The 11,707-nt window shown below is 46.7% G+C and carries 11 protein-coding genes; 5 read left to right on the top strand and 6 right to left on the bottom strand.

Annotated elements, in window-relative coordinates; translation table 11 throughout:
* Window positions 1-493: 493 nt before the first annotated feature.
* Both QUB70_RS24040 and QUB70_RS24035 read left to right on the top strand, forming a co-directional pair.
* A complete protein-coding gene (locus QUB70_RS24040; protein WP_332983884.1) occupies window positions 494-1,264 on the top strand; it encodes a hypothetical protein in 771 nt (256 codons plus the stop codon).
* Between the two features lie 432 nt (window positions 1,265-1,696).
* The gene (locus tag QUB70_RS24035; protein ID WP_332983882.1) at window positions 1,697-2,143 is read left to right on the top strand and encodes a hypothetical protein; all 447 of its coding nucleotides are present in this window, start codon (window positions 1,697-1,699) and stop codon (window positions 2,141-2,143) included.
* Between the two features lie 174 nt (window positions 2,144-2,317).
* Here QUB70_RS24035 and QUB70_RS24030 read toward each other — a convergent pair whose 3' ends face one another.
* Window positions 2,318-2,872: a cyclic nucleotide-binding domain-containing protein gene (locus QUB70_RS24030; RefSeq protein WP_332983881.1), complete on the bottom strand. Its 555-nt coding sequence runs from the start codon at window positions 2,870-2,872 to the stop codon at window positions 2,318-2,320.
* A 325-nt stretch (window positions 2,873-3,197) separates the two neighbouring features.
* Complete coding sequence (locus QUB70_RS24025) at window positions 3,198-4,190, bottom strand: DUF1517 domain-containing protein (protein ID WP_332983880.1); 993 nt, start codon at window positions 4,188-4,190, stop codon at window positions 3,198-3,200.
* 318 nt (window positions 4,191-4,508) lie between these two features.
* Here QUB70_RS24025 and QUB70_RS24020 point away from each other — a divergent pair, with 318 nt between their 5' ends.
* The 3 genes from QUB70_RS24020 to QUB70_RS24010 all read left to right on the top strand — a co-directional run bounded on the left by QUB70_RS24020 (window position 4,509) and on the right by QUB70_RS24010 (window position 7,919).
* Window positions 4,509-5,702, top strand: coding sequence for an RNA-guided endonuclease InsQ/TnpB family protein (locus QUB70_RS24020; RefSeq protein ID WP_332983879.1), 1,194 nt, complete (start codon window positions 4,509-4,511; stop codon window positions 5,700-5,702).
* Between the two features lie 136 nt (window positions 5,703-5,838).
* Window positions 5,839-6,822: a porphobilinogen synthase gene (gene hemB / locus QUB70_RS24015; RefSeq protein WP_332983878.1), complete on the top strand. Its 984-nt coding sequence runs from the start codon at window positions 5,839-5,841 to the stop codon at window positions 6,820-6,822.
* Window positions 6,823-7,430: 608 nt separating this feature from the next.
* Window positions 7,431-7,919 (top strand): GNAT family N-acetyltransferase, encoded by a 489-nt coding sequence (locus tag QUB70_RS24010; protein ID WP_332983877.1) that lies wholly within the window; start codon window positions 7,431-7,433, stop codon window positions 7,917-7,919.
* 177 nt (window positions 7,920-8,096) lie between these two features.
* On the opposite strand, the gene QUB70_RS24005 is transcribed toward QUB70_RS24010, so the two are convergent.
* The 4 genes from QUB70_RS24005 to QUB70_RS23990 all read right to left on the bottom strand — a co-directional run bounded on the left by QUB70_RS24005 (window position 8,097) and on the right by QUB70_RS23990 (window position 11,704).
* The gene (locus QUB70_RS24005; RefSeq protein ID WP_332983876.1) at window positions 8,097-9,032 is read right to left on the bottom strand and encodes a sensor histidine kinase; all 936 of its coding nucleotides are present in this window, start codon (window positions 9,030-9,032) and stop codon (window positions 8,097-8,099) included.
* 25 nt (window positions 9,033-9,057) lie between these two features.
* The gene (locus tag QUB70_RS24000; RefSeq protein WP_332983875.1) at window positions 9,058-9,651 is read right to left on the bottom strand and encodes an L-threonylcarbamoyladenylate synthase; all 594 of its coding nucleotides are present in this window, start codon (window positions 9,649-9,651) and stop codon (window positions 9,058-9,060) included.
* A gap of 60 nt (window positions 9,652-9,711) precedes the next feature.
* A complete protein-coding gene (locus tag QUB70_RS23995; protein WP_332983874.1) occupies window positions 9,712-10,692 on the bottom strand; it encodes a N5-glutamine methyltransferase family protein in 981 nt (326 codons plus the stop codon).
* A 163-nt stretch (window positions 10,693-10,855) separates the two neighbouring features.
* Window positions 10,856-11,704, bottom strand: coding sequence for a Tic22 family protein (locus QUB70_RS23990; protein ID WP_332983873.1), 849 nt, complete (start codon window positions 11,702-11,704; stop codon window positions 10,856-10,858).
* Window positions 11,705-11,707: the final 3 nt, after the last annotated feature.

The following is an 11,707-nucleotide window of genomic DNA, read 5'->3' as shown; positions in this document are numbered from 1 at the left end:
GGCTCTCCGGCCCATCCCACAAGAAAAAATAACTCTTGTGGGACGGGCCGGAGAGCCCGTCCCATCAATTGATGAAAGGATTTTTGCAAGAGGTCTATTACCCAATCTTCACGAACAGACAGTTTCATTTAACTATGATTTATGGGTTAAAGCCCCTGTATTTTTCTTAAACAAACCCGGGGTCTGGAAACCATTGTGTCCCGGAGTATTACTAATCACTAATAAACGGGGTTTAATATGACGATTTCTTAACTGTCACAAGTTATTACTCCACACCTAAACAACCTACCCACAATCAAAACAACATTCCACGATGGAGGTAGAGCAAGTATTTGTGTGAAAAAAACTGCTTTCTGGCAACCCTGGCCCCACGCTGTTACTAATCACTAATGAACCAGGATTTATAGGACGATTACTTAACTGTCACAGTTTATTACTCAATACCTAAACAACCTACCCACAATCAAAACAACATTCCACCAAGGCGATCGCTATGTATTACACTTTTGCGGGTTTCGGTGCGGGCACTGGTCTATTTTTATTGTTAGTTTTTGCCATTCTGCAATGGCTGCACGTCTCCGCCGGCAGTTTTATTGATTGGGTAATTGCCATTGCTATTTTTGAATGGTTGTTGCTGATAGTTACAGTTCCTTGGAATATCCATTTTGAAGCTAAAGAAGTTTTAGCGCAAGCCGCAGAATCTACTAAAAAAAACATTGCTGTCGATCCGGAACAACTCAAATACGTTACTGTATTAGCGAGCCGATCGCTCTTTGTGGCGATCGGACTTCACCTGTTTAGCGCGATCGCACTTTACGCCCTAGCCACCACCGGAATTAGTGCTATTGGCTATCTCAGTTCCGGTGCTGCACTGCTTTTAACTGTACTGCGTCCAGCTATCCGAGGTTATCAGTATTTAGCCCAGCGGCTGACAAGTATCCGCCGCCAATTTTTGCACCCCCGCGAAGATATTGTCGAACTCCGCAGCCGCTTTGCAGAATTAGAATCTACAGTTAGAGATTTGACCGATCAATTAAGTTCAGACAATCCGAATTCGTGGGTGGCTGTCCAAAATCGGGAGCAACAGGCTATCAAAATACAATTAACTAATTTATCCGCATCTCTACAATCTTTGCAAGCGACAAATCAGGCAGAACACACTAAACTCAGAAGAGATGCAGAAAGTGCGATCGCCCAACTCACCGATGACGGACAATTTCTCAACCACGTCCGCGAAATCATCCGCTTCTATAAAGAAGCATAAAAGAAGTCATTAGTCATTAGTCATTAGTCATTAGTCATTAGTCATTAGTCATTCTCCCAATTACTAATTCTCAATTTCCAGTTTCCAATTACCTACCTTTAGATAGATGTCAAATAATCGCAGACTGTGAAATCTGCAATGAAGAGAGAATTTTATCAGTCTTGAGGAAGGCTCAATAAATATATTTTTCATATAGCAACCGCCCTGACGGTTAGCACGTTCTTAATTCCTGAAACCCTTGCGGAAGATTGCTTCTTCCTTTTATCCTAGATAAATAAAACCTTCTTCCTTCTTCCTGCTTCCTTCAACATCTGCTATCAAAGCAAGTTCTCGAAAACTATAACCAAAGATAGTTTGTGAATGAGCTAGCTTGGCCTTAATATTTAAACATAAGCCAAACATCTTTTTGAAAAGATAACTCAGGAATAAATCATGACTAATCGCCAACCAACACCATCCGACAAAGAAATTAGCAAATCAACACCCGCCGACGAACAAATCGAAGCTAATATGGAAGCCCCCCACTACGACAGGGGCATTACTCCTGCTGAGACAGCAGCGCGGCAAGAACGCGAAGGCGCTAACTTCATGCACACAACCACCGAAGGGAAGCAGAAAAGTGCAAAAACCGACGACCAAACCGATGACGAAAGCATTCACACCACAGATGGTTATACCGTAGACAAAGAAGGTCTGGTTAACAATTACGCGATCGAACCCGAAATGTACATCAACGAACCGGGCGATTTGAGAGCAAAAGAGGAAGCCGAAGCCGCCGAACGGGCTCGAATTCTCGCAGAAGTCAAAGATAAAAAAGGCGAGGAAGGAAAACTGACAGCGGAAGCAGACACCCGCGGCAAAGGGCCAGGAATTATCTAGGTTGTCTGGTTGGTAGTTGGCGGTCAGCGCGGGAGGTTGCAACTGCAAAGCAAAGGGGGGGTTTTTCTAGTTCCGGCAGTTGTCGATAGATATTCCCGGTAAAACCGCCCTTTCCTTTCGGGTTCTGTTTTGAGAGTTGACAGTTTACATCAGTGGCGATCGCCTTAAAATTAATCAAGCCCTAATATTTTCCATCAGCCAATTGAACTTAGCCTGAGCAAGCGCCAAATTTTCAATGACGTTCGGATTAATATCCTCCCGATCTAATTCCCGTTGCTCCAATTCAATATTACGGCCGTATTCTATATGTCTTATCGTACCGCGCATCCTGTCTGCCAGACACAGCGAAATTCCATAATAAAACCGGGAAGCAAAGCCCATATCGTGTTGAAGTTTGATTACTAACTGTCGCCTAGGAATTGCCAGCAAATGAGTTTCTTCCATCGCCTTCACCGTTGCCAAAGGAGGGCGAGTGTCAATGAAAGAAACTTCTCCCACAAGTTCTCCGCTGGCTATTTTAGCGAGTTCTTTAGTCTGATCGGCCTCGATTAAAACGCTCAAACTCCCCTTCAAAACAATGTATAGCGCATCGATCTGTCTCCCTTCATGGATCAAAATCGCGCCCGCATCGAGAACTTCCTTTTTGCCTTTTTGGACTATCCAGTCGATATCGTCATTATTTAACTGGCTCAAAATAAAAAGGGCTTTTTTTCTACTGGTTTCGGCCATAAGTTTAGATCCCGATCGCTTCTTTATAGAAAATTTTGAGGGCGCGCGGTTACAGCTTCTTCCGAAGCAGTTCTCGCTCAAAAGAGTTTTTTTATCCTGCCTAACTTATTCGCAAAACGCTTCTAGGGCAGGTTTTCCCAGTAGCAGATGAATCAGACTGAATAATGATCCCTCAATACTAGCATTTGTTGAACAATCTTTTTTAACTCGATCGACCTCCACAACATCCTGTGAAATGCCCGTCTCAAAAATCATCGGGTTCGCCCGCACAGCTTTGCTGCGGGATCGGGCGCGGCAGACAATGCTCCGCGCCCACTCTTGCTCGCTAAATCGATCGCAAATCAGGATAGCCGGCCAACATATCATCAGCACTCAGAGTGTCCCCGTTCGCTTGAGGAGTCCACAGCACCTCAACCGCCAGCAACTGCTCGCTCGATACTCCCCCAATCTGGCGCAAAGCTTGGCGCAAATCTTCAGAGTTTTTCACTGCTGGCAATTGCAATTTACCTTGAGTACCGACAATCACCGTCACCACAATAAATTCCCCGGGATCTGAATTCAAATCAGAGGCAACCAGCGCCCCATTTTCCTGCAAACCTGGCAGGATATTGCTGCTCCCTGCTTGCCGGAGCTGGTTGTTATAATTCGAGAGCGTTTCTTCGGTAAATTTACTGCGTTCTGCCAAAGAAAATTGATTAAATTTAGCTTCGGCTGCTTCCAAGCGAGTTTGCAGAGATTCAGCGCCCGCGTAAACCCAGTATTCAGGATGCCGCAGCAGCGCCAGAGTAGATTCTTGCACCACTTGAGCGCGACCGGTCGCTGTATCGGTATCCGCTTTGCGCGCTAGGGAGTCGAGTTCGGCTTGCAAACCGCGGGCCTCTGCTAGCAAACCAACTTGCAAGCGGGCGACAGATACGGTCGTAGTAGGGGCGCTGTTGCCGAGTTCGTCAGTTGTGCCCCCGGCGCGGCGGAAGCTTTGGACGAGGAAATTAGCGATCGAAATAAAAATCAAAATCGAGAACAGGCCTCCAAACCCGCCCCCAAAGCCAAAAAACGGCAGCAAGAACGGGAAACCGAAGCCGCCGCCAAATCCGCCACCATAGCCGCCGGGGTAGTAACCCCCTCCCGACGGCGCGTAAGTGCGACTAGGAGACGAGTAACTGCGCGCCGGAGCACTAAAAGAGCCGCCGCCGATGCGTCCTCCGCTGCGGGCCGCCAGAGCTCCGTCAGCGTTACCGAGGGCTAGCGTCAGTACCAGACCGATCGCAAATAGTGGTTTCAAAAGCGGTTTGATCTTTGAAATTAGTTGCTTGTACATAAGACCGTTACTATTCGATACATTTATAATTTACCGTCTATTCTCGCTTCTGGGCAGCCTGGTTATAGGTATGAAGCCAGCGAGATATCCGTACCAACCGATCCCAGCACCGTTAGGGCTCAGTCTGGCAACGGGAAAGGCCCGAAAGCACTTGCATTCCTGACGAAGAATAAGGGACATCGCGGGTTTTACCAAAATAATTGGGTTTAAAGCCCCCTCCTTCTAGGACGGCTTTAATTTCGATCGTAATGTGTAAAAAGTTATAAAGTAAACACATTTTATAGACATAGTGTTTTATAGGTGTGATAGGATACTTGCATGATCGTATTAGAGTTTAAGTTGAAAGGCAAAACGCAGCAATACCTAGTCATCGACGAAATGATTCGGACAGCTCAATTTGTCAGAAATAAAACTCTTAGATACTGGATCGAAAATCAAGGAGTTAAGCTGATTGACCTATACAAACAGTGTGCCCTCATGGCCAAAGAGTTTGAATGGGCAGGCAAACTTAACTCAATGGCGCGTCAAGCTTCTGCTGAACGTGCGATTTTTGCTATCCAACGTTTTTCCGCAAATTGTAAAGCCAAGAAACCAGGGAAAAAAGGATACCCGCAGTTCAAAAAACATACTCGTTCCGTAGAATACAAGACATCAGGTTGGAAGCTTTCTTCCAACAAGAAATGTTTAACATTTACGGACGGTTTTGCTGCTGGAACTTTCAAGTTAGTCGGCAGTCGGGATTTGCATTTTTATGCACCCAGCGAGATTAAGCGAGTTAGGGTGATTCGGCGTGCCGACGGTTACTACACTCAGTTTTGTATCGATGTGGAACGAATAGGGGAATCTATTTCCACTGGTAAAGCTATTGGCATAGATGTGGGATTAAACCATTTCTATACCGACAGTGATGGTGAAACAGTTGCCAACCCTCGCTATCTCCGCAAAAACGAAAAAGCTTTAAAACGATTACAAAAACGAGTTTCTCGAAAAAAGAAGGGTTCTAGCAATCGTAAAAAAGCGATTAACAAGTTAGGAAGAAAACACCTTTATGTCAGCAGGCAGCGCAAAGACTTCGCCGTTAAGACGGCGTTGTGCGCGGTAAAATCTAGCGATTTTGTGTCCTACGAAGACCTTCAGGTGAAGAATATGGTTAAGAACCACAAGCTTGCCAAATCAATTAGCGATGCAGGGTGGTATCAATTTGCTCAATGGTTGCAATATTTTGGGAAAATTTACGGTAAAACAGTAATTGCTGTCGCCCCTCAATACACTTCCCAAGATTGTTCAGCCTGTGGCAATATCGTCAAAAAATCGCTATCAACTAGAACCCATATTTGTTGTTGTGGCGCGGTATTAGATCGGGATCGCAACGCCGCGATTAACATTTTGGAAAAAGGATTGAAGCAAGCAGGAATCAGTTTAAATACGGTGGGGCACGCCGAAATTAACGCTTGGGGACAGAACGATCTCTACTCATTGGTGGTAAGATCAACGAGCAAATCGACTGACTGAACCAAGAATCCTCGCGCCTAAAGGCGCCCGGAGTGTCAATTAAGTACAGGGCGATCGACCAACAATAAGCTCTAGACTTTTAAAGAAACGACGCGAGTCCTAGAAAATAGGGCTTTATCTACCGTAAAAAAACATTATGTTTCCAACTCACCGCCCCCGCCGCCTCCGCAACCATCCCCAACTCCGCCGGATGGTACGCGAAAATATCTTGACAACCAGCGATTTAATTTACCCCTTATTTGCCGTACCGGGGGAAGCTTTTGCTAAAGAAGTCACATCGATGCCCGGAGTCTACCAGCTATCGGTAGACAAAATAGTAGAAGAAGCAAAAGAAGTCTACGACCTCGGCATTCCCGCGATTATTTTATTCGGCATTCCCGCAGATAAAGACACAGATGCTACAGGTGCTTGGCACGACTGCGGCATCGTCCAAAAAGCGACGGAAGCAGTTAAAAAAGCCGTACCGGATTTAATCGTCATGGTCGATACTTGTCTGTGCGAATATACCAGTCACGGTCACTGCGGGTATTTGGAAGTCGGAGATTTAAGCGGCCGCGTATTGAACGATCCGACACTAGAATTGCTCAAGAAAACCGCCGTTGCTCAAGCTAAAGCCGGTGCAGATATTATCGCACCTTCGGGAATGATGGACGGTTTTGTCGGAGCAATTCGCGAAGGATTGGACAGTGCTGGATTTGAAGATATTCCCATCATGTCTTACGCGGCAAAATACGCCTCAGCTTATTATGGCCCGTTCCGCGATGCGGCCGATTCTGCTCCGCAATTTGGCGATCGGCGCACCTATCAAATGGACCCGGGAAACGGCCGCGAAGCACTCAAAGAAATTGCTCTGGACATTGCCGAAGGCGCAGATATGCTGATGGTTAAACCCGCTTTAGCTTACATGGACATCATCTGGCGCGTGAAGGAAGCAACTAACCTGCCAGTTGCTGCTTACAACGTTTCTGGAGAATATGCGATGGTGAAAGCCGCCGCCCTCAACGGTTGGATAGATGAAGAAAGAGTAGTGATGGAAACTTTGACAGGATTCAAGCGTGCTGGTACTGATTTGATTTTGACTTATCACGCCAAAGACGCCGCCCGCTGGCTGCAAAACTGATTCACTTGATTAGAGATTAGAGATTAGAGATTTGACTCCACAGCACAATCTTCGGGTGTTTTCGTGGAGTCAACACCTCTCTCGATATATGATTTTTGAGCAATTAGGCAACACACAAGCTATCGCTTACCGATGGACGACGCCTCGAAACCGGGTTTTTACAGTTTCGGTGGGCTGTAACTCACATCTTGCAGCATTCTATTACTTGTTTAGGAACAGGCAAGATGCCTGTTCCACAAGAGATAAATTTTCTCGCTTCACAGGCATCTTGCCTGTTGCTTGCAATGGTGCAACATCTCAGCTTTAACGAAGTATGTTCGACCAAAAACCCGGGCAAACTCCAAACCAATACAAAATCTCAAATCTAAAACTGCAAATGGTATGAGTTATGAAGTTGGGAATTCTGAGTCAAAGACTTTTTTACAAAATATACCCAAAAAAGTATTAATAATCACCGAAATTAGTTAAAAAATATGTATGAATAAAAATGGTTTTGTAAATGGGGAATTCAACCATCGATCGTTCCCAAGCAAAATCAACTTTCACTCCTACTCCTGTAAAACAGTAAAAGTAACACAGTTTAGATACAACTTGAAGGCAGATTGAGCATGACATCAACGACTAGGGATTCCAGTCACATTCAATTTTGTACAGGTCGCGATCGCGCCGACATCGCACAGATCCAAGAACTATTTAAAGCCGCCGCCTTTTGGGCGAGGGAACGCAAGATAGAAGATTGGGAAATTGCGATCGCCAACAGCGAACCAGTTGTTACAGTTTGGGACCGCGATCGGGCGATCGGCTTTGCCAGAGCCACCTCAGACGGCATCTATCGAGCCACCATCTGGGATGTCGCCATTCACCCGGATTACCAAGGTGCAGGACTCGGCCGCAAATTAGTGCAAACCGTCTTGAGTCACCCTCGAATGTGCCGAGTAGAGCGAGTTTACCTGATGACAACTTACAAACAAAGCTTCTACGAGCGCATCGGTTTTCAGCACAATGCCAGCACCACAATGGTACTTGAAAATCAGCTTCTAGAAGAGAATCTCGAATTAGAAATTAGCAACGGCGAATTGCTAACTGCTAATTGTTAAATAATCACCCGATTGGCATCAAAATTTATAAGATGTAGGGTGCGCATTGCGCACCTTACTCCCTATTAGACATCTCCAATAATTCTTGTGGAACAGGCCGGAAAGCCTGTTCAAGACAGGCTTTTCACTCCTATGTCTATTAAATCCCGTACACTGCTTGTTGCCGAACTTCCTTCATCACAAAGTTGCCAAAGGAATAGAACACTGAGTCCGGTTAAAATTGCACTCTTCGGACTCAGAAGGCACAGCCAGAACCTCCAACTTTCCGTTCATCAAACTTAAAAGAGTCTGATTCATCAATAACTTCATTCCAGAAGACACCTGAGAATTATCGCTGCTCTTAGTAGCATCACACTCCAAATCGTGCTTCAGCAAATCCCAAGACTCGCTCCAAGCACTAACTGAACGCTGATCGTCCACCCAAATGCGAACAGATCCAGATGCCGGCGAAGAATGTGCCGAAACAGAAATACTCCCCTCCTCCATCTGAGCAACAGCAGTATCTACCAAATTGACCAAAACTTGCCTAAACCTCGGCAAATCTGCCAATACATAAATCCCCGGATCCGGCGGCACTATCTCCAAACGAATGCCGCGATTAGCAGCTTGCAAGTAAGTTAAATCATCAACTTCCTCAAAAACCTTAGCTAACTGAATCGGCTCAATATCCATCCTGTCACTGCCGTGTTCAGTTTTAGCAACAGAGATAATTTCATCTATCAATTTCACCAGCTTGAGTGCCGCGACGTGAGCTTGCTCGACAAACTCTCGTTCCTCAGCAGGATCGTCGCACAAATCCGACACAATTAATTGCAGCGTACCAATCATAGTGCTCAGGGGCGATCGCAACTCGTGAGAAGTTCGAGCCAAAAAACCCGCCTTAAATTGACTCATCTCCGATGCCATCTGATAAGCCAATTGAGTTTGCTTAAGTTGCTCGGAAAGGGCATCAAACTTCTCTAAGTCATACTCTTGAGGAGTGGGCGGCACATGGGGCGCAGGTTCTGGCTGTTGCGAGCTTTTTTGCCGCGGGCGCCAAATCAAACTGCTTCCCAAACCCAGTCCCAGTCCCATACCTAAATATATAAATTCGCTCCAGCCGATCGGCGCCATATTGATTTGCCTTGGAGTTTAGCTTTTAGCATTCTAACTCGATCGCGCCTTGTCGCAATATTTCCCAATTCCCGCAGCTCCATTTAGCCACAGTCGAAGGCAAACTCGAAGCTATTCCCGCTGTTGCTAATTCAGAAGGAACTAATGTCAAGACTTCGGGAAACTGAGCCTCAATTTCTGCCACCGACTCCAGAGGCGGTTGGCCGGATAAATTGGCACTGGTGGTAGCCAAAGGCCCTGTCTGCTCTAGAATCTTTAGAGCAAGGGGAAAGTTAGGCACTCGTACTCCGATTGTAGTGGGGTCGATCGAATTCATGGCGGCCGGCACTTTTGCCGAAGCCGGCAGCACCAAAGTTAACGCCCCCGGCCAATAGCGCCCGGCCACTTGCTGCCACAATTTTAACTCTGCTGGGTTCCCCTGCACGTAAGGCCACAAAGCCTCCGCCGATGCTGCCATCAAAATCAGCGGTTTGTCTTGACTGCGGCGTTTAGCTGCAAAAATCAACTCTGCTCGATCGGGCCGCGCAGCCAAAGCGGGTACAGTATCTGTAGGAAAACTGACGATACTATCCCCTGAAATTGCCCCTTGAACTAGGGCATTTATCGAAACTTGTGTCATGCCATTTGAGATTTGAGATTTGAGATTTGAGATTTGAGATTTGCGGCGTATTCTTGAAATCTAAAGACGGTAGGCTAAGGCAAAGCGATCGATTCCTGCTAGATCGGGAAATATCTGAACTTTACCGTAACTCCCGTGATTTTGCAGCATATCAGCTACCTGCTCAGCTTGTCCCGCCATCATCTCCACCAACCAAACTCCCCCAGATTCTAAATAATCAGGAGCCGTTTCTACCAAATGCCTGATGCAATCTAACCCGTCTAAACCGCCATCTAAGGCTAGGTGAGGTTCGTGCTTCAAAACTTCCGGTTGCAGAGTCAGCACCGTGCTGCTGGGAATGTAAGGCGGGTTAGACACCATCCCGCTAACGCGACCTTTGAGAAATGCTAGCGGTTCCCACCACAAACCTTGATAAAAATTAACTCGCGATCGAAAACCCAAATTCTCAGCATTCAGTCGAGCCACTGCCAAGGCTTCAAAACTGCAATCTACTGCATGAATCGTAGCATTTGTCAACGCAGAAGCCAAGCCGATCGCGATCGCCCCGCTGCCCGTCCCCAAATCCACCCAATCCGATTTGGCAACTTCTCCCCCCCGAAGCTGGGAGAAGTTTAAATCTTCTCCCCCCCTTACTAAGGGGGGGTTGGGGGGGGTAGATTTTTGATTGATATTTTCTGCTTCTAAACGGCTTTTAACAGCTTCCACAGCCAAATCGATCAGCAATTCTGTTTCAGGACGCGGAATTAGCACCGCCGGCGTTACTGTTAGGGAAAAATCCCGCCAATGTGCAACTCCCGTTAAATACTGCACCGGCACCCGTTCCTGCAAGCGGCGCTGCCACAATTGAGCAATTTCAGATAAAGACAACTTTAATTCAATTTTTGGCAAATCTTTAAACGACTCCAAACGCAGAGCCAACCTATCTAAACCTGCAAGCTCTTGCAGCAGCCAGTCGAGCTCTGCTAGGGGAATGTCATAATCGATCGCCTCGGTTTTAGCTTGATTCATCCACTGCCAAAGCTCTAAACCAGAAACAAACATAAGACTTTTTGGTAATTGGTAATTGGGAAAAAGGTAATTGGTAATTGGGAAAAAGGTAATTGGTAATTGGTAAATAGTAGGTTGAGTCGAGAAACCCAACCTACTAACTGATGACTGATGACTGATGACTGATGACTGCTGACTGATGACTGCTGACTAACTATTAGCGAGCCGGTCGAGGTTGACTCGGAGCTGGAGCCGGAGAAGCTGGAGCCGGTCGAGTTTGATTCGGAGCAAGCTGTGGATTTTGGCCAGCACCGGCAGGTTGGAGCGATCGCACAAATTCCAGCGACTCCCGCGACGGAATCAAAATCATTTGGGTCAAAAACGGGTCGTTCTCAGTGCGCAAAGCTTCCAAAACGCTCTCCAAGTTCACCACCTCAATCTTAATTGTGGCAGTCACGTTCGGCTGCTGCTGCTTAAAACGATCGACCATTCCTTGCAAATCCTCCTTGTTAAAAAACAAGGGAATCACCTCTTGCTGACCCCGCTGAATCGTCAAATAACCATTTTCCGCGCCGCCTCTTGCCAAAAACAGAGGTACACCGTTGAACTCGTTAACTTGTTGACCAGTCTGCTGAAGTACAGTTTTAGCCGACTGCACCTGCACCGGAGCCGGAACGAAAGCAAACTGCACTTCCTCTGGCTTGCCTTTATTTGCTTGAGTGATCTGATAAATTTCCCCCAGCGACACCGGCATCACGCGCACCGTGGCCGCCAACTGAGGATTTTTGGTTTTCAGTTGATCGACAAAAGCTTGAGCATCTTTCTGGCTGATGAAAATTCCCGCCACGGAAGCATTACCAGTTTGACCCTGACCCTGCTTGGGAACAGAAGCGATCAGGGGCGCACCCTGAGCGTCTGTAATCGTAAATACCGGCACCGCGCGCAATTTTTCCAAAATTTGCGGCTCGGGCAGTGCCAGTGCAGACATCTTGCCAATTGGCGAGGGGCCCAGCAGAGTGCTGCCCACTATTCCCAATATTGCGCCCAAACGAACTAATGATTTCATGTT

Origin of the sequence: Microcoleus sp. A003_D6, from assembly GCF_036702825.1 — a bacterium.
GTDB lineage: Bacteria > Cyanobacteriota > Cyanobacteriia > Cyanobacteriales > Microcoleaceae > Microcoleus.
The sequence above is the reverse complement of the archived record's forward strand: the minus strand, read 5'-3'. Positions and strand labels throughout refer to the sequence as shown.

Excerpts from the sequence above, each read along its gene's own strand:
- QUB70_RS23990 (WP_332983873.1), bottom strand. The coding sequence starts at position 11,704 with ATGAAATCATTAGTTCGTTTGGGCGCAATATTGGGAATAGTGGGCAGC.
- hemB (WP_332983878.1), top strand. The coding sequence starts at position 5,839 with ATGTTTCCAACTCACCGCCCCCGCCGCCTCCGCAACCATCCCCAACTC.
- QUB70_RS24040 (WP_332983884.1), top strand. The coding sequence starts at position 494 with ATGTATTACACTTTTGCGGGTTTCGGTGCGGGCACTGGTCTATTTTTA.
- QUB70_RS24035 (WP_332983882.1), top strand. The coding sequence starts at position 1,697 with ATGACTAATCGCCAACCAACACCATCCGACAAAGAAATTAGCAAATCA.
- QUB70_RS24000 (WP_332983875.1), bottom strand. The coding sequence starts at position 9,651 with ATGACACAAGTTTCGATAAATGCCCTAGTTCAAGGGGCAATTTCAGGG.
- QUB70_RS24025 (WP_332983880.1), bottom strand. The coding sequence starts at position 4,190 with ATGTACAAGCAACTAATTTCAAAGATCAAACCGCTTTTGAAACCACTA.
- QUB70_RS24030 (WP_332983881.1), bottom strand. The coding sequence starts at position 2,872 with ATGGCCGAAACCAGTAGAAAAAAAGCCCTTTTTATTTTGAGCCAGTTA.
- QUB70_RS23995 (WP_332983874.1), bottom strand. The coding sequence starts at position 10,692 with ATGTTTGTTTCTGGTTTAGAGCTTTGGCAGTGGATGAATCAAGCTAAA.
- QUB70_RS24005 (WP_332983876.1), bottom strand. The coding sequence starts at position 9,032 with ATGGCGCCGATCGGCTGGAGCGAATTTATATATTTAGGTATGGGACTG.
- QUB70_RS24020 (WP_332983879.1), top strand. The coding sequence starts at position 4,509 with ATGATCGTATTAGAGTTTAAGTTGAAAGGCAAAACGCAGCAATACCTA.
- QUB70_RS24010 (WP_332983877.1), top strand. The coding sequence starts at position 7,431 with ATGACATCAACGACTAGGGATTCCAGTCACATTCAATTTTGTACAGGT.